At 46.5% G+C, this 23,156-nt stretch carries 20 protein-coding genes and 1 tRNA gene; 12 read left to right on the top strand and 9 right to left on the bottom strand.

Annotated elements, in window-relative coordinates; translation table 11 throughout:
- Positions 1-225: 225 nt before the first annotated feature.
- On the top strand, positions 226-426 hold the full coding sequence (locus QFZ48_RS15325; RefSeq protein WP_429062910.1) for a hypothetical protein: 201 nt from the start codon (positions 226-228) through the stop codon (positions 424-426).
- A 198-nt stretch (positions 427-624) separates the two neighbouring features.
- Positions 625-906 carry a hypothetical protein gene (locus tag QFZ48_RS15320; RefSeq protein WP_429062908.1) on the top strand — a complete coding sequence of 94 codons (282 nt, stop codon included), beginning with the start codon at positions 625-627 and terminating at the stop codon, positions 904-906.
- 842 nt (positions 907-1,748) lie between these two features.
- Here QFZ48_RS15320 and QFZ48_RS15315 read toward each other — a convergent pair.
- The 4 genes from QFZ48_RS15315 to fusA form a co-directional block, all read right to left on the bottom strand.
- Positions 1,749-2,345, bottom strand: coding sequence for a hypothetical protein (locus QFZ48_RS15315; protein ID WP_370912475.1), 597 nt, complete (start codon positions 2,343-2,345; stop codon positions 1,749-1,751).
- A 369-nt stretch (positions 2,346-2,714) separates the two neighbouring features.
- The gene (locus tag QFZ48_RS15310) at positions 2,715-3,491 is read right to left on the bottom strand and encodes a polysaccharide deacetylase family protein (protein ID WP_429062906.1); all 777 of its coding nucleotides are present in this window, start codon (positions 3,489-3,491) and stop codon (positions 2,715-2,717) included.
- Positions 3,492-3,497: 6 nt separating this feature from the next.
- Positions 3,498-4,223 (bottom strand): glycosyltransferase, encoded by a 726-nt coding sequence (locus tag QFZ48_RS15305; protein WP_429062904.1) that lies wholly within the window; start codon positions 4,221-4,223, stop codon positions 3,498-3,500.
- A 349-nt stretch (positions 4,224-4,572) separates the two neighbouring features.
- The gene (gene fusA / locus QFZ48_RS15300) at positions 4,573-6,717 is read right to left on the bottom strand and encodes an elongation factor G (protein WP_370912478.1); all 2,145 of its coding nucleotides are present in this window, start codon (positions 6,715-6,717) and stop codon (positions 4,573-4,575) included.
- 468 nt (positions 6,718-7,185) lie between these two features.
- Between fusA and QFZ48_RS15295 the strand changes: the two genes are divergently transcribed.
- The 4 genes from QFZ48_RS15295 to QFZ48_RS15280 are packed head-to-tail and all read left to right on the top strand — an operon-like array spanning position 7,186 to position 12,659.
- Positions 7,186-7,692: a T9SS type A sorting domain-containing protein gene (locus QFZ48_RS15295; protein ID WP_429051259.1), complete on the top strand. Its 507-nt coding sequence runs from the start codon at positions 7,186-7,188 to the stop codon at positions 7,690-7,692.
- A gap of 32 nt (positions 7,693-7,724) precedes the next feature.
- Positions 7,725-8,906: a type IX secretion system outer membrane channel protein PorV gene (porV, locus tag QFZ48_RS15290; RefSeq protein WP_429051261.1), complete on the top strand. Its 1,182-nt coding sequence runs from the start codon at positions 7,725-7,727 to the stop codon at positions 8,904-8,906.
- 22 nt (positions 8,907-8,928) lie between these two features.
- Positions 8,929-9,363, top strand: a complete 435-nt coding sequence (locus tag QFZ48_RS15285; RefSeq protein WP_429062902.1) for a hypothetical protein — start codon at positions 8,929-8,931, stop codon at positions 9,361-9,363.
- A 32-nt stretch (positions 9,364-9,395) separates the two neighbouring features.
- Positions 9,396-12,659, top strand: a complete 3,264-nt coding sequence (locus QFZ48_RS15280; RefSeq protein ID WP_429051264.1) for a hypothetical protein — start codon at positions 9,396-9,398, stop codon at positions 12,657-12,659.
- 256 nt (positions 12,660-12,915) lie between these two features.
- Here the strand turns inward: QFZ48_RS15280 and rpsG are convergent, their stop codons facing one another.
- From rpsG to QFZ48_RS15265, 3 genes are all read right to left on the bottom strand, one after another.
- Positions 12,916-13,383, bottom strand: a complete 468-nt coding sequence (gene rpsG, locus QFZ48_RS15275) for a 30S ribosomal protein S7 (RefSeq protein WP_079470783.1) — start codon at positions 13,381-13,383, stop codon at positions 12,916-12,918.
- A 29-nt stretch (positions 13,384-13,412) separates the two neighbouring features.
- On the bottom strand, positions 13,413-13,793 hold the full coding sequence (gene rpsL, locus QFZ48_RS15270) for a 30S ribosomal protein S12 (RefSeq protein WP_012789278.1): 381 nt from the start codon (positions 13,791-13,793) through the stop codon (positions 13,413-13,415).
- Positions 13,794-14,081: 288 nt separating this feature from the next.
- Positions 14,082-15,182, bottom strand: coding sequence for a branched-chain amino acid aminotransferase (locus QFZ48_RS15265; protein ID WP_370912483.1), 1,101 nt, complete (start codon positions 15,180-15,182; stop codon positions 14,082-14,084).
- Positions 15,183-15,314: 132 nt separating this feature from the next.
- Here QFZ48_RS15265 and QFZ48_RS15260 point away from each other — a divergent pair, with 132 nt between their 5' ends.
- From QFZ48_RS15260 to QFZ48_RS15245, 4 genes are read left to right on the top strand one after another with little or no spacing between them, the layout of a single operon-like run.
- Positions 15,315-15,812: a hypothetical protein gene (locus QFZ48_RS15260; protein WP_370912484.1), complete on the top strand. Its 498-nt coding sequence runs from the start codon at positions 15,315-15,317 to the stop codon at positions 15,810-15,812.
- Positions 15,813-15,829: 17 nt separating this feature from the next.
- Entirely contained in the window at positions 15,830-16,414 is a 585-nt protein-coding gene (gene rdgB / locus QFZ48_RS15255) for an RdgB/HAM1 family non-canonical purine NTP pyrophosphatase (protein WP_429062900.1), read from the top strand.
- Between the two features lie 20 nt (positions 16,415-16,434).
- Entirely contained in the window at positions 16,435-16,875 is a 441-nt protein-coding gene (locus QFZ48_RS15250) for an acyl-CoA thioesterase (protein ID WP_370912486.1), read from the top strand.
- Positions 16,876-16,887: 12 nt separating this feature from the next.
- Positions 16,888-17,478 carry a nitroreductase family protein gene (locus QFZ48_RS15245; protein ID WP_429051268.1) on the top strand — a complete coding sequence of 197 codons (591 nt, stop codon included), beginning with the start codon at positions 16,888-16,890 and terminating at the stop codon, positions 17,476-17,478.
- Positions 17,479-17,523: 45 nt separating this feature from the next.
- On the opposite strand, the gene QFZ48_RS15240 is transcribed toward QFZ48_RS15245, so the two are convergent.
- Positions 17,524-19,092, bottom strand: coding sequence for a glycerol-3-phosphate dehydrogenase/oxidase (locus QFZ48_RS15240; protein WP_429051270.1), 1,569 nt, complete (start codon positions 19,090-19,092; stop codon positions 17,524-17,526).
- A 178-nt stretch (positions 19,093-19,270) separates the two neighbouring features.
- Between QFZ48_RS15240 and QFZ48_RS15235 the strand changes: the two genes are divergently transcribed.
- Both QFZ48_RS15235 and QFZ48_RS15230 read left to right on the top strand, forming a co-directional pair.
- A complete protein-coding gene (locus QFZ48_RS15235; protein WP_429062898.1) occupies positions 19,271-21,805 on the top strand; it encodes a mechanosensitive ion channel family protein in 2,535 nt (844 codons plus the stop codon).
- Positions 21,806-21,929: 124 nt separating this feature from the next.
- Positions 21,930-22,003: transfer RNA gene (locus QFZ48_RS15230), tRNA-Met, on the top strand.
- An 80-nt stretch (positions 22,004-22,083) separates the two neighbouring features.
- Here the strand turns inward: QFZ48_RS15230 and QFZ48_RS15225 are convergent.
- Positions 22,084-23,079, bottom strand: a complete 996-nt coding sequence (locus QFZ48_RS15225) for an alpha/beta hydrolase family protein (protein ID WP_429062896.1) — start codon at positions 23,077-23,079, stop codon at positions 22,084-22,086.
- Positions 23,080-23,156: the final 77 nt, after the last annotated feature.

The raw sequence follows: 23,156 nt of genomic DNA, 5'->3' as shown, positions 1-23,156 counted from the left end.
AAACGGAACGGATACCTCTCAACAGTATCCGGGAACGGGGAGCCGGGGAGCGTAAAGCGATATCAGGATTATTTCTTTCCCCTGTATAGCCCTGTCAGGACGGGATAGTGCATGGGGAGTGCATGCTTAGTGCATGAAGAGTGCATCAAGAGTGCATGAGGAGTGCATCAGGAGTCCATGCTAACAGTATTCATACTGCATAGATAGTCCAGGGTATACGCAGGTTTGAGGCATGGGAGAAATATCAGTAAGGTAACCGCTATCCTGGAACGCAACTTCCCCGGTGTAAGGATCAAAAATATCAGCAGCGCGGCTAACAGGTTCCATAAATCCTTACCTCAGGAGGAAGCGGAGCCATCCCTGCCAGATGGCAATAACCCAAAAGAGAAAGGGCTGTTCCCGCTTACCTGGAACAACCCTTTCTGAATAATTGAAATGGTTTGATGACTTGTTGGTCAATCGACCCAACAATGATTAGAGTGGTAAACCACCTAATAATGACTTAACTAATCCTAAGATTAATGCCAGCAGTTGATTCAGTAAATCCATGGAAAAAGGTTTTTATAAGATACTGCCTACTCTATTACCTGGTTTTCGGCGATGCCCAGTTGTTATTCAGTTAACATGTCTAAATTAAAAGCTCTCATTCAATATCCGGCCGTTCATTTTATTCATTCCAATCCAATCGCAATTATTTGTTCATTTAGCCACCATAGCCATGTTACGCGGATACTGCCAACAAAAAAAAGAGGCTGTTCTGGTATTGAACAGCCTCCGGATGATGTTGTAAGGGAAATAGTATCATTTAAGTACGGAACAATCCCTTACCGAAAGGAGTCCTTATTACAGGCCACCCAGCAGAGATTTCAGCAGGGCAACCAGCGTTGCCAGCAGTTGATTCAGTAAAGCCATAAGATAGTTTTTACTACGGGTGACACCTACTCTCTTTATTTGGTTTTCGGCAATCCCATGTACACTTCTTGTTTTAGTGCCTGCCGAAATTAACGGCTATTCACAGAATTCCGCTCGTTCATTTTGTTCAGTTCGGCATCCTGATATTATACTGTTCAATAGGCCTCCATGGCTCATTTACATTAAAAGAAAAAGCCCCGGTAAAACATACCGGGGCTTTTTGTTCAGAAGTTGTTAAATCAGCTTCCTGTCTGAAGCGCGATTCGTGATTCACCGGTAATAAGCATTGTATTTACATTACGGAACCATATGCAGGTACTTTCATATGTTACAACCTCAGCCGGGGTTAGTGCTAACTAACAATACAGGTTAAATGCCGCCAAGCGCAGACACCAGCAGCGCCAGCAATCCTGTCAGAAATGTGTTTAAAGCATCAAGGATCATAAGGTGTTGTTTTCATTTGGGCCTACTCTTACTTGTGATTTTCGGCAATTTCCATTAATTAATATCCTTGTGTAACAAGGTGTAAAATTTACAGTGCGCCAGCAACGGTTGCCAGGAACTTCAGCACTGCCAGGAGAATAGAGTTTACCATATCCGGAGTTTTATGGATGTAATGCTTACTCTGTTCCGGGTTTTCAGCTTCCCCCCTGTCTGCGTCTTCACAGACAACTACTAAAATAAATGGTTCCGGCTTAAAAGCCTCCGTTCAGTTAATTCATTCCTGCTTCTGCTGTTCATTTTATTCAGCGCCCTTAAAAGACAGGACTCCTTATAACAGCAGCGGCGGCAATAATCATTGCCGCCGCTGCTGTTGAATTGTATTATATACTAAATTATTTTCCTGTTTCTTCCCTGTAAATCTGTTTCGCCTTTGCTGAAGGCAGATAGATCTGGAAACCTACACCCAGATTCAGTCTGTTTGAAGTAGTAGAGCTGCCAAAACCTACTGTGAGATCGTATTTCAGCAATCCTTCCAAACCAATATTAGGGGTAATAAAATAGGAAATGCCAGGGCCTACACCTATATTAAGACCGTTAGTTGAAGCCCCGTTAGCAACATTGGTACCTGCAAAACCAACGTTTCCTTCCACGAAGAAACGGGTACGTTTGGAGAATTCCAGTTTCCTTACATTTTTATCCTCCACAAAATAACGGGCAAGTGCACCTACGCCGTAGTTTGTATTGGTACCCGGGTTGTCAGTTGTCAAACCAAAGTTTACGTAGCCTCCCAATGCAAGACCATCCCTGATAAACCAGGCCGCTTTTGGTGTGAGATCCATACTAAACTGGGTGCTTTCTTTCTGGAAATTTAAACCCAGGTTACCCAAGGTACCACCTACCATAATATTTCCTTTCTGAATCTGGGCGTTAGCAGCAGAACCAAACAATACAGCCGCAAGTGCAAGGGTTAAGAGACGAATTCTTTTCATAGTCTGATTTTTAGTTTTAACAATTTACATGTTGAATGAATAAGAAATTAGCACGCAAACGCTTTCCGTTTGCAACTAAAGCTGCTGATCAGCTGTAAAAAAATAAAGGCAGGGGATAATGGGGAGTAGTCTTACCTCGTCAAACAAACATCATCACAGTTAACAATACGTATTGTATCACAAAACTACTGAAAATGAGTCTAATATGTGCGCATCTTTCAAAAAAAATCTAAAAAAACACCTTATCAGATCCCTTCAGATATTATACTTATTCGATTCATTATTACTATAACATCCAGAACTTAAATGTTGTTGTATAAAAACCTGAATCAATAGAAAAGAAAAGGGAGATCATCCAGCCGTAGCCAGTCAGGACATGCCTTTCAGCAGATCGGCGTGTGTGCAGAAAGTTCCGTTTTGTTGCAGGAAATCAAGGAATAAATCCATCTTTTGCTGCATTCTTTTCCCGGATACACGCCTGATATAGCCAGGTAATTCATACGCATTGATGTCGCTCAACTCCCAGGGATGGAAGTAAAAAGAAAGGTAGGAGTCCTTCTTCAAAATTCTTTTACTGAAATGCCGGGTTACCCACAGGGGCATATTTTTTACGCTCAGCCAGAACAGGGGATACCTGAGAAAAGGAGATACGGAAGATGGAATGATCCAGGTATCCTGGTCTTTGAACACGGTTCTCGGCAGATGCCGGTTATTGTATCTTCCGGGAAGCCAGGTGGGGTTTACCGAGGCATCATACAGGTAGCCGGCGGCTTTCAGCGCCTGCATATTTACTTTACGGAGGCGCGGCATGCGAAACCCCTGTACCGGCTGACTGCTGATTTCCTGCAGAGCCAGGCGGGAACTTTCCAGGTCCGCTTCTGTAAAAGAGCTATGATAATAGGCATGAGAGGCTATTTCATGCTTTACGGCCATTTGCCTGATCAGTTCAGGATAATGTTGTGCCCAATAAGCGGTAACGAAAAACGTAGCGCGTACATTGTATTTGTCAAATAAAGCCAGTGTGGCCTGCAACCCGCTCCTGGAAACTTCCAGTTTCTCCTGGAGGGTTACCTGCTGGCCGAATTCTTCGGGGATATCAAATTCCTCCACGTCCACACTAATCAGTATCCTGTTTCTTTGTTCCATAAAAATTTAAGCAGCCGATGAGCCGAAAACAATCCTGCAATAATTCATCATTTCTTTCATTAAAAGTTTCACCCTGAAAGATGAAAACTGGATGCCTGGCCGGCAAGATACTGCGACTGCGCCAATTTTGAGATGGGAACGTTTGCCTGCGTGGTATAAAAATTCGCTGTCGTACAGAAAGCCATTTATGCGGGTGGAGAGCAGGATATTCTTTCCATAGGCATTAAAGCCCTTTAAACCGGCCTGTGCGTCTTCTACTTTGAGGTCCAGCACTACCCGGTTCAACAGGCGGCTGATGCGGGTAATTATACGGCGTTTGCGGGGTAACTCACGGAGGTAGGCTTCTCCCCTTTCCCCGGCTACCACATCCAGGCCCTGCATTAGACGATCGTAGGCTTCTTTTACCGCCGATACGCCAAAGGGGAAATCGAGGTCCGTATACACCTGGAAAGTGTGTTGTGAGCGCTTCACGCCTTCCCTCACAGCGTATCCTTTACCGCGGTTACGGGAATAGCTGACGATAATGATGTCCGGGATAGCTGCCTCCAGCCAGCTGATATGCTGCCGGGTAAAGTTTTTTACAGAGCCGTCGTTCACCAGGATGAGCTGAACGGGTGCGGTTCCCATCAGGGTTGTTATTTCGTGGTAATGCCTGATAAGTGATTCCACCCAGGGGCCCGACGGGTTCCAGCAGGGCAGAATCAAGTCCAGACCGGGAGTTAACGTAACCATTTCCCCCGATGTATGTACCACAGTTGTAGGAGGTGCTTGTAATAACTCTAATGACATAATTCAAAGGCTATCAGTAAATAATACCGGTTGAGATGGTTTATATGCTATACCTATGACGTCGAAAGAGAAACCTCCCCCTATCACCGGGGTTTAAATAATAAAAAAGGTCCTGTAAAACAGGACCCTTGGCAGTTAGCAAAAAGTAAATTGCAGTTGTAGGTTATTGTTATTGTAAAATATCGAATATTCTTGTCATGGCAATAGCATGTTCATGTCAGTTAGTGCTATAAAAGCAGAAAGGTTGTTCCGCTTTGGCAGAACAACCTTTCCGGTATAAAAGAAACTATGATTAAGCGTTTACTTTGCCTTTCACTTTAGCTACCACTTCTTCCGCTACGTTATTCGGAGCAGGAGCATAGTGGGAGAATTCCATGATAGAGCTTGCACGGCCGGAAGACAGGGAACGCAGCTGAGTTACGTAACCGAACATTTCGCTCAGTGGCACTTTAGCTTTGATTACCTGAACACCATTTTTGGAGTCCATACCTTCCAGCATACCACGACGACGGTTCAGATCACCTGTAACATCACCCATGTATTGATCCGGGGTAAGTACTTCTACTTTCATGATTGGCTCCAGCAATACTGGTTTAGCTTTGCGGGCAGCTTCGCGGAAAGCGGATTTAGCGCACAATTCAAATGACATCGCATCAGAATCCACCTGGTGGTAAGATCCGTCGAACAGACGAACTCTGAGGTTCACCAGCGGGAAGTTAGCGAGTACACCCTGGTTGAGGGATTGTTCGAAACCTTTCTGAACTGCAGGGATGAATTCTTTAGGGATGGAACCACCAAAGATATCATTGATGAACTGGAAGGATTTACCTTCGTTTTCTTTCAGCCATTCTGCGTCTGCAGGTCCGATTTCGATCTGGATATCCGCGAACTTACCACGACCACCGGTTTGTTTCTTGAATACCTCACGGTGTTCAACTTTGGTAGTCAGTGCTTCTTTGTAAGCAACTTGCGGCGCACCCTGGTTAACTTCTACCTTGAATTCGCGACGCATACGGTCAACGATGATTTCGAGGTGAAGCTCACCCATACCAGAGAGGATAGTCTGACCGGTTTCTTCGTCAGTTTTAGCTCTCAAGGTAGGATCTTCTTCTACCAGTTTGGAGATAGCCAGACCCATTTTATCAACGTCTGCCTGAGTTTTAGGCTCGATAGCGATGTGGATAACCGGTTCAGGGAAAGTCATTGATTCCAGGATAATCGGTGATTTTTCATCACACAGGGTATCACCGGTTTTGATATCTTTAAAACCAACAGCAGCACCGATATCACCAGCTTCGATGAAATCGATCGGGTTCTGCTTGTTAGCGTGCATCTGCATGATACGGCTGATACGTTCGTTTTTGCCGGTACGGGTATTGAGTACATAAGAACCCGCATCCAGGTGACCGGAATAAACCCGGAAGAACGCCAGACGACCTACGAAAGGATCGGTTGCGATTTTGAAAGCCAGTGCAGACAGCGGAGCTTTAGCATCTGGTTTACGTTCAACTTCTTCACCGGTGTCAGGGTTGGTACCTTTAACCGCTTCAACGTCCATTGGAGAAGGCAGGTAACGGCAAACCGCATCCAGCATTTTCTGAACGCCTTTGTTTTTGAAAGAGGAACCGCACATCATCGGGATGATAGCGATATCGATCGTAGCTTTACGGATAGCTTCGTGGATCTCGTCTTCAGAAATTGAATTCGGATCTTCGAAGAATTTCTCCATCAGTTTGTCATCGTATTCAGCAACTGCTTCCACGAGTTTAGCTCTCCACTCTTCTGCTTCAGCTACCATGTCTTCCGGAATAGGAATTTCCTGGTAAGTAGCACCTTTACCTTCTTCGTCCCAGATAATACCTTTCATGGTAATCAGATCTACCACACCTTTGAAGCTGTCTTCAGCTCCGATTGGTAATGTTAAAGGTACAGGGTTAGCACCCAGCATTTCTTTAACCTGTTTAACCACGTTCAGGAAATCTGCGCCGGAACGGTCCATTTTATTAACGAAACCGATACGCGGTACACGGTAGCGGTTAGCCTGGCGCCAAACGGTTTCAGACTGAGGTTCAACACCGGATACAGCGCAGAACAATGCCACCAGACCATCCAGTACACGGAGGGAACGTTCTACCTCTACGGTAAAGTCCACGTGACCCGGGGTATCGATGATATTGAATTTATATTGTTTGGTATCAGGTAAGGCTTTACCTTGTAAGGTTGGAAAATTCCAGAAACAAGTGGTTGCCGCAGATGTGATGGTAATACCTCTCTCCTGCTCCTGTGCCATCCAGTCCATTGTAGCAGCACCCTCGTGCACTTCTCCAATTTTGTGGGATTTACCTGTATAATACAGGATACGTTCTGTGGTAGTGGTTTTACCCGCATCGATGTGCGCCGCAATACCAAAGTTCCTTTGAAATTTTAAGTCTGCCATAATATTAAAGTGACTAAATAATGCAATTTGGGGGGCAAAGGTAACTTATTTTTGACAATAAATAAAATGACCTTCTTTTCCAAATTGTTATTTCTTTTTAACAAGCGCGGGCGTTATTCACATTAAATTTAATAACGATAAATAGTTCCCCGAAAACCAGTTTTTAGATGGTAGCGACCACTTGTATATGAAATTCAACCAAACATTAAATTAGTATTTTCCGGGTGCCATAATTCTGTCATATTCGTAGTAAGTTATAAAAAGGATATACCCACTGAAGAAGAATGCTAGTGAAATAGTCCAAAAGTAGAACTGAAATCGATTTCCCTAAAAATGAAAAACAACATGAAATAAAAGTTACTCAACGCGCTTGTATAACAGGCTGATACCTTATTTACTATTGTACCCCTTCCTGTCCCGGCGCTGTAGCGGTTCCCGAACACTTATTTACTTATAACCATACATAATATGAGAACAATTGTACTCAGATGCACTCCAGCACTGTTGCTGCTGATGTGTGCCTGTATTTCGTCCTCCGCCCAGGTAGCGCTTAAACGACAGGTAGTTGCCGTCACAGGTGGTTCTGCCGTAATCCAGAACATCCAGTTCCAGTATACCGTAGGAGAGCCCATTATTTTACCTGTTACAGATGGCAGGGTGTTACTCACGCAGGGATTCCAGCAACCCGAAGATTTTTCAAAGCTGACACCCGGCGTAAACCCGGTAAAGAGCTACATACTGTTCCCCAATCCTGCTATTACCAATACCAGGATTGTATTTGACCTGCTGTCGAAAGTCAGTGTAACGATCGAACTGATTAACCCCGCTGGTCAGGTGATACATCACCAATTCCTGGAAATGGGTCCGGGTAAAAGCACGGTGGTATTGCCTGTGAACCATTTTGCCGCAGGTATTTACACCGTGATGCTGAACGTAAGCGGGAATGTATTCTTCGAGAAACTCATTGTGCAATAACACTACACAATCACCCTTTAACAGATGACACCATGAAATACGGTTATACAATTGTACTTCTTGCAGGTATACTGACAACCAGTATGCGGCTGTCGGCACAAAAAGCAACCCAGAAGCCTCCGAATATCGGTGCCAGCTTCCTGCTGGTAAACCCCGACGCCAGGAGCAGCGGCACCGGGGATGCAGCTATCGGCTTATCGCCCGACGCCAACTCCCTGTTTTCAAACGCTGCAAAAATAGTGTTTGCGGGCGACTGGGGCGTGAGCGCCAACTACTCCCCCTGGATGTGGGAACTGAATAATAATAAGTCAAATATGGCTTATGTATCCGGCTATAAAACATGGAACGGATCGGAAGGCGTAGGACTTTCCATGAAGTACTTCAACTATGGCTCCGTTACGTTCCGGGATGATAACGGCACGGTACTCCAGGACTATAATCCCAAAGAATTTGCGATAGATGGCGCCTATGCCAGGAAGCTGGGAAACCATACATCGCTGGCACTCAGCATCCGGTATGTACGCAGCCAGCTGGGACAAGGTTCCTACAATAATATTCAGCAGAAACCCGCATCAGCAGTGGCCGGCGACATCGCCTATTATTACCAGAACAGTGTGGATAAACTGGATTTCGGTAACCGCTACTGCTTTGGCGTAAGTATTACCAACATCGGAACAAAGCTGCAATACTCAGACGATAACAACCGGAAAAGTTTTCTGCCGATGAACCTCCGTATCGGTGGCGGCTATACGTTTGTGCATACCCACGAACACGAATTTACCCTTTCGGTAGACATCAACAAACTAATGGTACCTACGCCTCCGCTGTATGCCCTCGATTCCAACGGAATGGAAACCAGCCAGATCCTGAAAGGAAAAGATCCTGACCGGGGCATAGTAGACGCTATGTTCTCTTCCTTCGGCGATGCCCCCGGCGGCTTCCATGAGGAATTAAGGGAATTCACCATTGGCTCCGGTATTGAATATGCTTACCGGCAGGCATTTTTTGTACGTGCAGGGTATTTCTACGAACATCCGAATAAAGGCTACCGGCAGCATTTTTCTGCGGGGCTGGGCGTACGCGTATCAAATCTTGCGCTGGATATCGCCTATCAGCTTCCTACCGGAGAAAGCCTGATTCAGAAAAGGACCCTGAAGTTCTCGCTGGTTTATAACATTGGCGGAACGCGGGATGAAGCCATTCAACAACCGTAATTCATCTACTAAAATATCCAACATGAAAAGCGAATTTATAACACCCAATAATATGAAATCACTGATCATACTTGCATTTCTTTTGTTTGCGGGATTTACTCCCTGCGTTCTGGCACAGGCATCTGTTAAACAGGAAAATACCGGCGGCACTACCGGAAAGGTAAGAGACGCGTTATTTCCTACTTTTCAGAAAGACCTCGCTGATCTGAACCAAAGATCTTCTTTCCCGGCAGCCGACCGTGGGGCAGCCTCAAAAGGCACGAAAGCCCGCCTTTTTACCAACTACCAGCCGCAGGCCAATAAATCCACGGCCCAGTTACGTACGTCTAAAACCTCAACCAGGCCGCTGCCGTCTGACAGCGCTGCTGTACCGCGACCGGATAACCAGGCTGGTAAACAAATTGTTCCCATACCTAACCAGGACGGCGGGGCATCATCTACACCTAAAAAGAATTAAGCGCATCGTAAACCAATACAAAAATGATTATTATGAAAAAGATATGTTACCTGATCTTCCTGCTGTTGATGGTATCATTTCATATTGTACGGGCACAAAGCGGATTAACCGGCACCAACTACCAGGCGATAGCCCGCAATACAAATGGTACAGTACTCAGCAACCAATCCTTAACGGTGCGTTTTTCTATTTTGGGAGGTTCTGCAGCAGGACCTGTACAATACCAGGAAACGCATAGCACCACCACCAATACAGTGGGATTGTTCACTTTGCAGATAGGTAAAGGAACTCCCTTAACAGGCACGTACAGCGGTGTTCCCTGGGCGAATGCCAATCAATATTTAAAAGTAGAAGTATCTATAAACGGCGGCAACTTCAGTGAACTGGGCACTTCCCAGTTAATGAGCGTACCGTATGCGTTATTTGCAGCCAATGGCACACCTGGCCCGGCCGGACCAGCCGGGGCAACAGGACCGGCCGGGCCTAAGGGCGATCCTGGCGCAGCTGGCCCCGTAGGACCGATAGGACCAGTGGGTCCAGTGGGACCTGCCGGCGCTAAAGGTGATCCGGGTGTAGCGGGTCCGGTGGGCCCAATAGGACCAGCCGGGGCTACCGGACCACAGGGAGCGAAAGGTGATCCGGGTGTGGCCGGACCAGTTGGTCCGATTGGACCTGTTGGACCAGCCGGTGCTGCCGGACCACAGGGAGCGAAAGGTGATCCGGGCGTGGCCGGTCCGGTTGGGCCGATTGGACCTGCTGGTCCGGTCGGACCGCAAGGTGATCCTGGTGTAGCTGGTCCGCAAGGTATTCAGGGCATACCCGGCGCACCTGGACCAGTTGGCCCGATAGGCCCTGCAGGTCCTGTGGGTCCGCAGGGTCCAGCCGGTGATATTAACGGCGTAGCTGCAGGTGGTGATCTTTCAGGTACCTATCCCAATCCACTTATCGGGAATGGAAAGGTGACGCTGGCGAAAATTGCGCCGGGTGTGATCCCTACCACCTTGCCTCCTAACGGCCCTGCCGGCGGAGATCTTTCCGGCACTTATCCCAATCCGGTTGTACAAGCCTTACAGGGTAAACCAGTGAGCAATATAGCGCCGGCAGCAGGTCAAATCCTTAAGTTTGATGGAGCACAATGGATGGCAGCTGCGCCTCCGGGAGGAGGTCTTACACTGCCTTTTGTGGCTACAGAAAATAATGCGGCCACACTTTTCAGCATTACCAATGACGGTGACGGCACATCGCTGGAAGGGGTTAACAATACCACGACCAGCAGCATTGCGGCTGTCAGGGGCATTGTTTCCTCTGCTTCCCCAGGTGGATTTTCCAGCGGTGTGCGAGGTATCAATAATGGTACCGGTGGTTTAGGGGTTGGAGTTTGGGGATCGCAGAACGGATCCGGTTGGGGCGTGTATGGTGTTACACCAAACGGGCTTGGCGTATATGGTAATGCCTCTGCCAACGGAACCGGCGTATATGCCAACAGCAATACCGGTACGGGGCTAACTGCTACCAGTAATAATGGCATTCCGGCGAGCATTTCAATTTTTAACAACGCTAATAACAACAATGCACTGGTTGCCAGTACTGTGGGAAATGGTACGGTGGTAAATGTTACTTCAAGCGGCAATGGAGCCGGGGTACGAAGCAGCACCGGCGCCGGATTTGCGATTCACGGTATCACCAGTGCTCAAACGTCTGCCGGTGTGGTAGGTGATAACAATGGCGGAGGCGAAGCAGTGGTAGGACGTACTACCAGCGATATTGCCGGCTCAGTGGTAGGCCGGAACGATGGCGGTGGCTATGGTGTAAGAGGATTTATAGCTACCAATACAAGTGGTACCGGCATAGGTGTATTGGGCCAGGTGGGATTGAATAACAGTACCGGAAGGGCCGGACGTTTTGAAAACTTCAATGCCACCAATACTACCGGAAATATCCTCGAAGTGGAAACCAATGGTAATGGTAATATACCGGATAATACGCAGGGTAATGCTGCTTCCTTCCTGGTGGATAACACCAACAGTGTGGGGGCTGCTGTACGGGCTGAGGTAAATACTATTTTTGGCAACTTCGGCGCAGCCGGGGTATTTGGAGTTTCCTCCGGCACCGGTGGACGTGCCGGCTTGTTCTACGCTTCTAACCCCGCGGGTAATGGTGCATCGCTGATAGCTTTAACAGATGGTAATGGTAATGCCATTACCGCCAATGCCGGTAAAGACGGTAATGGTGTGGAAACAAATATAGATGGCGCCGGTAACGCCCTGTATGCCTGGGTACCCACTTTTGCTACCGGCAGGGCGGGCAGGTTTAATATCTTTAATGAAGATAATACCAGTGATGTTATTACCGTTCAAACGGTGGGTAACGGTATTGCAGGTAACTTCAAGGTAGACCGGACAACAGGTACTTCTCCGGCTGTTAAAGGAGAAGTAAACTCCATATTTTCTAATTTTGGTACCGCAGGCGTTTATGGATTAGCCTCTGGTACCGGCGGATTTGCGGGGTTGTTTTATGCCTCAAACCCTGCGGGAAATGCGCCTGCTGTTTTGGCGCTTTCAGAAGGCAGCGGGAATGGTGTAACTGCCAATGCCGGTGGCAATGGAGATGGTGTTGAGGCTTCCTGCGATGGAAGCGGGAATGCCATTTCCGGCTTTGTACCCAACTTCGGAACGGGTAAAGCCGGCAGGTTTGCCAACTTTAATGCCGCCAACAGCCAACCGGTGGTACACATTACCAATGTGGGTACCGGCAATAATATGCTCGTTAATCATACCGGACCATCCGGAAACATTGCGGTATTTCAGAGTGCGAGTGTCAATGTAGCCCGTATTAATAAAGCAGGAAGGGGATTCTTTAACGGAGGTACCCAGGCATCAGGCGCCGATGTGGCGGAATCATTTGCAGTATCAGGCGAACGCAATGCCTATGAAACCGGGGATGTACTGGTGATCTCCACTCATACAGACCGGATGGTGGAAAAATCATCCGAACCCTATTCTACGCTGGTAGCGGGGGTATTTGCCACTAAACCAGGTTTGTTGTTAACTGAAAAGGATATTGATGCGAATTTAGACGAAGAAGTACCAATGGGTGTGATAGGCGTAATACCTACTAAAGTTTGCAATGAAAATGGTGCTATCCGCCGTGGCGATCTGCTGGTTACTTCCAGCAGGGCTGGTTATGCGATGAAGGCGGATATTGATAAAGTAAAGCCGGGTCAGGTACTTGGCAAGGCGCTGCAGGAGTTCAGCGGTGCAGAAGGCAAGATCAATGTGTTGGTGAGTGTAAAATAAGTGATTCCGAAATAGCGAAAGGCGGGCATCTGCGGATGCCCGCCTTTTTGTTTGTGGCCTTCGCCACTTAAATTGTCTTTCGCGGATTTTGTCTTTCCCGCTGATTACGCTGATTAATTTGATTTTTACTTTTTGGATTTTTTTGGATTAAGGGAGATGGAAGCGGAGGTTATCTTTCCTTTATCAACACAAAAAGGCAAACAGCTCCAAAAGGAACTGTTTGCCAAATATATTGAGTTGCCTGTGAGGGCTATAACTAGATTCTGAAGTGAGAGAAAGCTTTGTTCGCTTCTGCCATACGGTGAGTATCTTCTTTCTTCTTGAACGCTGCGCCTTCACCTTTGCTTGCTGCTACGATTTCATTCGCGAGCTTGTCAGCCATGCTTTTACCGTTTCTTTCGCCGGCGAAGCGTACTAACCATTTGATGCTCAGGGATATCTTTCTGTCAGGACGAACTTCCGCAGGAATCTGGAAGGTAGCACCACCGATACGGCGGCTTCTAACTTCTACACCCGGAGTAACGTTGGCCAATGCTTTTCTCCAAACCTCGTAACCGTTTTCACCGGTCATCGTGCTTACCTTATCCACAGCATCGTAGAAAATTTTATAGGCAATGCTCTTTTTTCCTTGTTCCATTACGTTATTAACAAAGCGGGTTACCAGCTTGTCATTGAACCGAGGATCCGGAGCCAGAGGCAATTTCTTTGCAGCTTGCTTTCTCATTTATTGAAAATTACGACTATTTATAATTATTATTTTTTAGCCTTTTCCTTTTTAGTACCATATTTGGAACGGCTCTGCTTTCTGTCTTTCACACCTGCAGTATCCAGGGAACCGCGAACGATGTGGTAACGAACACCTGGTAAATCTTTTACCCTTCCACCACGGATCAGTACGATGGAGTGCTCCTGCAAGTTGTGACCTTCACCAGGGATATAGGCAATCACCTCAACTTTGTTGGTTAAACGCACTTTCGCTACTTTACGCAGAGCGGAGTTCGGTTTCTTAGGCGTGGTAGTGTATACACGAGTACAAACGCCACGACGCTGAGGGCAGCTATCTAATGCCCTGGACTTAGACTTAGCCCGGATAATTTCTCTTCCTTTTCTTACTAATTGTTGTATAGTAGGCATTCTTTACCTAGTTTTTTTATGTCGGTTTACAATGACATCCAAATTCCCCACAAAGGGATTTTGGGACGGCAAAGGTAAAACTATATGTGTGAATAACAAAATTGTTTCGAAAATATTTTTGCCGGAATGATCTCCTGGGTAAACAGGGAAAGGTCTTATTATTCTGGTAGCAGCTCAGGATTACCAAAAACCGGATTGCAAAGGTATGATATCCGTTAGAAACTACCATAAAAAAATAGGGCCTTTTTATCAGCCCTATTCTTATCTCTATAATAATATATAAAACGCTTATTTCTTGTCTATTATGTAATTCCAATGCCGGATATCGGTGGTGCGGCCGGTGCGGATATCATCGAGCCGCTGGATTACTTCCGCCCCTACTTCATATTTGGTAGTATCCAGTTTGATCTTCGTATCGAGGTAATCAAGCTGTTCCACATAGGCCACACTGGAGGCCGTGCCGGTACCAAATACTTCGCGGAGGGTGCCATTATTATAGGCAGTTACCACCTCATCAATAGAGATAGGCCTTTCTTCAATTTTAAGTCCCATATCTGCCAGCACATCCATTACGCTGGCGCGGGTAACGCCTTCCAGGATGGTGCCCTGGGTAAGGTCGGGTGTGATAGCGGTATTGCCGATAATGGCAAAAACGTTCATGGTACCGCATTCCTGCAGGTATTTATGTTCGTAGCCATCCACCCAGAGGATTTGGTCGTAGCCTTGTTTCCTTGCCTGCATGGTGGGGTACATGGTACCGCCATAATTGCCTGCAGCTTTGGCGTAACCAACGCCGCCGGGGAAGGCGCGTACATATTTATCCTGCACCAATAATTTGATGGGCTTATTAAAATAAGGACCTGAAGGCGAGTTGATGATAGCAAACTTATAGGTATCAGATGGGCGGACGCCGATAAATTCATCTGCCGCAATCATAAAAGGACGCAGGTAAAGGGAACAGCCTTCACCGGTGGGTACCCAGTTGCGGTCCAGGTCTATCAGTAAATCCAATCCGCCTACAAACAACCACTCGGGTACCTGGGGCATGCCCATTCTTTCTGCAGAGGTATTAAAACGTTTATAGTTATCATATGGCCTGAAGATCATGGGATGACCTTCGGGATCTTTATAAGCTTTGATGCCTTCAAAAATGGCCTGCCCGTAATGCCAGGCAGCATTGGAAGGACTTACAGACAGGTTCTGGAAGGGCAGTATCTCCGCATTTTTCCATTCTTTACCATCAAAATCGGCCACCAGCATATGGTCGGCGTACATTTTACCAAATGCCAGGTTGTTGAAATCAACCTCACTGAGCCTGCTGTGCGTAGTTTTGGTGACTTTAATCTTCTGAAGTGCCTCTTCCTTAACTGTTGATTTATCTACCATCATGGTTAATCAATTTTATCTCAATATTTTTACATTTTAATCGCTGTGCCACCGGAGCCCTGGTGGAACCGGCAGTGCAAATAAACTGATTTTTCCCCAGAGGGGGTTTTCATATTAAACTAAACGATAATAAACATGTCGCTTGAGCAAACCCAACTTGACCCGTACTTTCTGGCTAAAATCTTTACCCAGCCAATCATTCCCGGGAAAAGCATGCCGGCTGAGGCCGTAGAAAAAGTGACGCCCAAAGTCAAATATTTAGGAGAAAATCAAAAAAACATTGCGCTCTTCATACAAAACGAAAACGAAGCGTATTTAAACGAAGAATTATTCAACCTCCTTACTAATATATTAAATGCCTGTAAACTGGGGATGCAGGATGTATCACTGATTAACGTAATCCACTACCCTTCCCTCACATTTCCCGACTGGCAGGCGGCAGTGAAGATAGAACGGAGCGTTGTATTTGGGATTGCACCGGAACAACTTGGATTAAATGATATACCACCTTATCAGCTGGTAACTGTAAACGGTACCACCTTGTTGTTTTCCGATGAACTATCCCTGATAGGCAGCGATAAAGTACTGAAGGCCAGGCTATGGGCCGGGTTAAAACAATTATTAGGCATTTAAACTTCTTTTCCAATCATATGAAATTGATATTCGCCACCAATAACCCAAACAAAGTAAAAGAGTTCCGGTCGTTACTGGGAAACCAGTTTGAGATCGTTACCCTGCTGGAAGCCGGTATTGATATAGACATTCCGGAGCCACATGATACGCTTGAAGCCAATGCTACTGAAAAATCGGCCACCATTCACCGGATGACCGGGGAAAACTGTTTCGCTGAAGACACCGGCCTGGAAATAGCGGCGCTCAACGGTGCGCCGGGCGTTTTATCTGCCCGCTACGCCGGGGAACAGAAAGAGGCCGCCGACAACATCGCTAAAGTATTACGGGAACTGGAAGGCCAAAGCGACCGCAGTGCGCAGTTCCGCACCGTTATTTCCCTGATACTGGATGGTAAGGAACACCAGTTTGAGGGAGTGAGTAAAGGTCATATCACCACCGCTGTGAAAGGGGAAAAGGGATTTGGCTATGATCCGATTTTTGTTCCGGAAGGTGAAACACGCGCCTTTGCAGAAATGGATCTCACGGAAAAGAACAAGTATAGTCACCGGGCCCGCGCCTTTGAGAAATTTGTGGCCTTCCTGAAACAAACAGCAAACGTTTAGCATCTCCCTAAAAAATAAATATGGCAAGAGTCAAGATAGATTTACCTGCAACATTCCCGTTCAGCGTACAAATTCCCGTAAGGATACGGGATATTAACTATGGCAACCACGTAGGCAATGACGCCATCCTGTCTATTATTCATGAAGCCAGGATACAGTTCCTCAACAGCCTCGGCTATAAAGAACTGGATCATGAGGCCGGCGATGGTTTTATTATGGCAGATGTAGCCATTGCATACAAAGGCGAAGGATTTTACGGAGATATATTTGACATCGCCATTGCGGCGGGTGAATTTAGTGCCCTGGGCTTTGAATTGTTTTATCGCATCACCACTAACCGTAACGGACAAACGATTACCATTGCAGAAGCTAAAACCGGTATGATATGCTTTGATTACAAAGCACATAAAGTAGCAAAACTACCAGCCGATATGAAGGCACGACTGGAAACAGGAAAATAAAAACAACAGACTATGGATGAAGCAACCACCTCCACTGCAGTGGAGCAGGCGATTATAGCACGCCGCACGGTGAAACCCACCAGCATGAACGGCCGGAAGATTGCAGATGAAACGGTACAACAGCTGTTGCAGCTGGCAGATTGGGCTCCCACACACGGATATACAGAACCCTGGTACTTTGTGGTATACAGCGGCGATAAGGTACAGCAGTTTTGTGCAGATCATGCGGATATGTACAAACAGTTTACCCCGGCTGATAAATATATTCCAGGTAACTACGACAAACTGAAAACACAGGGCAACCTGGCATCGCATGTACTGGCGATTTGCATGAAACGCGGGAACAATCCGAAGATCCCGGCGCTGGAAGAAATTGCTGCGGTATCCTGCGCGGTGGAAAATATCTGGCTGGGCGCTACTGCCCTGGGTATTGCTGCCTACTGGGGTTCCGGCGGGATGACCTACCATCCTGCCATGCAGGAATATTTTGGTTTGGGAGAAGAAGACCTGGTACTGGGCTTCTTTTATATGGGCTACACAGATGAGCCTGTGCAACCGGGAAGAAGAGTGAAACCTTTTAATGAGAAGTTCAAATGGATGTAATTTTATAGGAAGATGGGGACCTGTTGATCCCCATCTTCCTATAAATTATTTCAACAGATACCCGTTTACTTCGGCTGCAAAGCTGCTGATCTGCGTAGCTACCCAATGTTCATCTTTATGTAATTCTTCCGCCATAATCCGGGCTACGGCAGGGGCTATACGCAGCGCTTCCTTTGCATCGAGGAACAACAAACGCGTGCGGCGGGCCAGAAAATCTTCAATATTGCGGGCCATTTCCTCTCTCACAGCCCATACCACCTGCGCTTTAATGATATGATATTCCCCGCTCAGCACCTCCTGCAGATCCGGCTGACGCGCGACCATCTGGTGCAGGTGCAATACATCACTGCCATAGAAATACCACGGATCTTCCCAGTTCACCTTATCAGTAGCGCCATGTATTTTCAGGTGATGGGTAACGGAGGATGTTTCCTTCCACTTCAGCACCACTTCCAGTTTATGTATGACGTCTTCCGCCATCCTGCGGTAAGTAGTCCATTTACCACCGATTATTGTAATAAGATTTGACGCAGACACGATTATTTTATGGCTGCGGGAGATTTCCTTTGTTTTATGTCCCTCTGCTTTGGCGGCGGCAAGCGGGCGAAGACCGGCCCACACGCTGCGGACATCCGAGCGTTGCGGCGCCTTTGACAAATACTGACCGGCGGTACGGAGTATGAAGGCAATTTCCTCCTCCAGTGCGCGGGGTTCCAGGCTGATATGATTCACCGGGGTATCGGTAGTACCCATCACTACTTTATTGTGCCAGGGCACAATAAACAGTACCCTTCCATCGCTGGTAGACGGGATCATCAGGGCGTTATGCCCGGGTAGAAATTCGCTGTCGAGTACCAGGTGTACTCCCTGACTTGCCGCAATAGATTTTGGCGCAGCCGGGTTATCCATTTCCAGTACATCATCTGCAAACACACCGGTAGCATTGATGACTGCGCGGGTGTTAAGATATATTTCCTCTCCCCCGCCCAGGGTATCCTTTACCGTTAGTCCGCTGATTTTCCCAAAGCCGTCTTTTCGCAAACCGGTAACACGCATATAGTTCAGCACCGTACCGCCATTATCTGAAATGGACTGCACCAGGTTAATGGCCAGACGCGAATCATCAAACTGCCCGTCGTGATACAGCACGCCACCAGCAAGCCGGTCCTGCTTCAGGGTAGACAACCGCTCCAGGGTAGCAGATCTCGAAATATGTACGGACTTCCCCAAACTGAGCCGGCCTGCCAACCAATCGTACATTTTGAGGCCAACTGTATATTTCAGGTTCTCCCAGAAATTAAAAGTAGGAATAACGAAAGCCAGGTTACGTACCAGGTGTGGAGCATTGGCAGCCAGCAATCCACGTTCCACACTGGCTTCCCTTACCAGCGACACATCGCCCTGTGCGAGATAACGTACGCCTCCGTGTACCAGCTTCGTGCTTTTACTGGAAGTGGATTTTGCGAAATCCACCTGTTCCAGCAGCAAGGTTCTGTAACCCCGTGTTACCGCTTCCAGGGCGGCACCAAGACCAGTAGCCCCTCCCCCGATCACGATGATATCCCAGGGTTCGAGATCCTTTCTTAATGAGGTAACAAGCATTTCTCTGTTCATAAGCTAGTTTTCATTGGTCTGCCAATCCTATACAAAATACTGAGGAATCGGATACCGGACAAATAAAGCAGCCGATTCCAGAAAACTTAACGGCCGGGAGAGTTAAAAGTTTTAAATTCAGGAACATTTAGGCATTAAAAATGTTCCTCCTAGAGATCATTCAATTTTACAGCTTCATATGTTTACCAGGATTCACCTCAATTACAGATATTTTTTTCAGCTGCTGATACTGCTGGTAGTGATGACCGGGAGCTACAACGCCGATGCACAAAGCCGTAAGCGTAAGCCCAAAACCGATACCATTCACCTGGTAGCTGTTGACAGTGCTACCATCAGCAAGAATATCCAGGCGTTATCGAAAGATACCAACCGGGTAAGAAAGTCGGACACGTCTGTATCTATCCTGATCAACCGCATTGAGAGCTACACTTTGACGCTGAACGACCTTATGAGTTCCCTCCGCCGTGGGTTTGACACCTCGAGGATCACTGCCGGCCTGCCGCTCACAGATACTTCCCTCGCGCTGATCAGGTACAATATTGCCAGTTTGGGTCGCACACCCAATATCAACGACATATATACCAACAAAGTAATGCTGGAGCAGGTGCAACGAAAGCTCACATCGTGGCAGGGCGCCCTTTTTTCCTATTACGAGAAACTGAAAAACATTAACGACACCATCCGTCTTATCCGGGGAGATACCGCTATGCGGAACATCCCTTCCGAAGATGAACTGTATGGTTTTTACCTGGGCCAGGTGACCAACCTCGTGCTTAAATTCCGTTCCGTAGACAGCGCGAATAAGGCCAGTCTTATTAAGATAGGGCTGCTGCAAAACCAGGTGGCGAACCGGTATATTGAAGCCTCCAATCTTTACGAGGACATGGACTACCGGTTGCAACAATACGCCTCCAACATGTTTGTACGGGATTACCGCTACCTGTGGAAGCCGCACCGCGACAGTATTAACCCGCTTGAATTTTTCCCGGTACTGAAAAACTCTTTGCATAAAAGCACGAAAGTGCTCGACATCTTTTTTTCTATCCAATGGCCTATATTCTTTGTGTGGTTACTATTGGCCATATTATTTTCCTGGTGGGTACACAACAATATTAAACGCATCCGGCACAATCATCCTGAACAGGAAGGGGAAACCATTCTCCAACACGCGCGATACCTCTACCGCAACCCGGTGGCCTGTACGGTAGTACTGATTGCCACTTTATCCTCCGTACTTTCTGTACGTTATCCCATTCTTTTTACGGAAATCACCTGGGGTTTAAATGTGATAGCGCTGACCTTTATCTTTCGCACACATCTTCCTAAAACCTTATTCAAAAGCTGGTTATTACTGGCCGGCCTGCTGTTTATTTACAGTCTGAATAACCTGCTGATAGAGGTTACCTATACCGAACAATGGGGATTATTGATAGGCGCCATTCTTTCGCTACTGCTGGGCAACCGGCTGCTGAAAGAATCGTCGCTTACCACTTTTGCACAACCGAAATTTACCCGGCCGGTACTGATATTATTTATGATGATCAGCGCCTTTTCCCTGATCATGGTAATTTTTGCGCGGGTAGGCACTGCCAAAATCATGGGATCTACCGCTGTTGTGAGCACAGTGATGGCGTTGAGTTTATTTACGCTTGTAAAAATACTGATGGAAGCCGTTTATCTCCAGGTAGAGGCCAATAAAGATTCCAGCACCTTCATTTCTTTTATGGACTACCAGGAAGTACAGAAAAAACTAAGAACATTCCTCACGATCCTGGGCTTTGTAGGCTGGCTGGTAATTTTATCGCGCAGTGTTTATTTGTATGATATTATTTACGAGGTTATTACCGATATCCTCTCCTCCAAACATAAGCTCGGCAATTCGGATTTTACTTTCAGCAGCGTCATCATTTTTATCCTGGTAATATGGGTGGCTACTGTGGCTTCGCAGCTGATTGCATATATGTTTGGTAACACCGGTCAAAGTGCCAATCCCAATAAGAAAACGAAATTCGGTTCCGCCCTGTTGTTACTCCGCCTGGCAGTGCTTGCCGGCGGCGTGTTGCTGGCATTTGCCGCCTCCGGCATTCCCATGGATAAAATCACCATTGTAATAGGCGCCCTGGGCGTTGGTATCGGTTTTGGTTTGCAGAACATCGTGAACAACCTGGTATCCGGTATTATCCTCGCCTTTGAAAAGCCCATAGAAGTTGGTGATGTGATAGAACTGGGACCCCGTTCCGGCGTTGTAAAAGAAATAGGCATCCGCTCCAGCAAGATCAATGCCTTCGACGGTTCAGAAGTAATTGTTCCCAACGGCGACCTCATATCCCAACAACTGATCAACTGGACCCGGAGCAACCGGAATAAACGCATAACAATTGCGCTGGGCGTTGGCTATGGAAGTAATATTGACCAGGTGACCGCTATTATCAACTCCGCCTTTACCGATCGTAAAGATGTGCTTACTGCTCCCGCTCCTTTTATACAGCTGACCGACTTCGGAGATAACGCGGTGAATTTCAAGGTCTACTTCTGGGTAGGTGACCTGGATAATGCGGGCAGGCTTCAAAATGAGGTGATGTCGTTCATTTACACGGCCCTTAATCAGGCGGGTATCGAAATCCCTTATCCACAGCGGGATTTGCATATCCGGTCCGTAGATGAGTCGCTGTTAAAAAAATGGGATAAGCCTGCTCCGGGCGATACGGTTTAAAAAAAATTATAAAAAAACGATGGATTCATTTTGAATTTTCGTTTTTAAGCCGTTATCTTTGCACTCCCGTTTTGGAGCAGCAGGCGCTACTGATAGTAGTTACAGCGATCCGGATGGAGAATAAGGCGAGGTAGCTCAGGTGGTTAGAGCGTTGGATTCATAACCCAAAGGTCTCGGGTTCAACTCCCGATCTCGCTACAGATAAAAAGCTTTCAGGTAAATAACCTGAAAGCTTTTTTATATAAACCCGATAAGTTCTTAATTTAAATTCCTCCTCTTTATAAAAAAGTTAAGAACTTTCTAATCCGCTCTTGCATTTCAGGATTATTGTCACCAATGTCCTGGTGGCTTTTACCTTTATAAATATAAAATTCAATGCTATCCTCTTTTCCGAGGTCTTTCATAGCGTTAAAAAGCATCTGCCCTTGAGTTAATGGTGTAATGTCATCTTTGTCGCCAAAGTGGATTTGCGTTTTATGAAGATGCTTGCAAAAATAAATAGGTGAACTTGCGATCATCTTCTTTCTGGCCTCAGTTAAAGAAATAGAACCATTTATCAACGCATCAAGAAATTGAAATCTGTAAGTCTGATCATTTCGATGTGAGGCTGTTAATGCGAGTAGGTCTGAAGCAAAGGCGACACCTACTGATAATTTTACGCGCTTATCCCGTTCTGCCACTAACAAAGCCACCGTTCCTCCTCTACTGCCACCTTGTACCATAACCTTTGACGTGTCTGCCTTAAATATTGTAGCCACTGCGTTTAACGTGCTGATTATGTCGTCTGCAGCACCATCAAAAGCGTCATTCCTTGTTCCCATTGAAACAGGGCTTTTGTATGTGGTATCATTGATTGTAATATTCAAAGACTGTCCTTTTAAGGCAGGAATGACATATATGGCATTCAGTTTAGACGTTTTTATCTTTTGATAGCTCACAGGATCGTTTAGTGAAAAACCGGCCACATAAAACCAGATGGGCAAAGGTGTCGTGGTAACCGGAAGGAGTATGGCTGCATATTGTTTGTAACCCGAGGCATAAAAGGAAATTAATTTGTAATCGAGTTGGCTGTTAATCGCATGTGTTTGCTCAATATTAATATTAGTTGGTGTCAGATCCCTTTTATCCCAATCTATTTCTATTGCCTTTAACTCTGAGGCTGTAGGAGACGCAAATAGCGCATTCTTGTCAATACCGGCCAGAGAATCTTTCTTTTTACAGGAGCAGAATAAAATTATTAGTCCTGATAACGTCAAGATGGATGCTTTTGACATAATGAGGGATTTCTAACTAAGATATCCATAATAGCCACAAACATACTCCGGAGCTATTTAATTTAACACATTATTTG

Origin of the sequence: Chitinophaga sp. W2I13, from assembly GCF_050434005.1 — a bacterium.
Taxonomy (GTDB): domain Bacteria; phylum Bacteroidota; class Bacteroidia; order Chitinophagales; family Chitinophagaceae; genus Chitinophaga.
The sequence above is the reverse complement of the archived record's forward strand: the minus strand, read 5'-3'. Positions and strand labels throughout refer to the sequence as shown.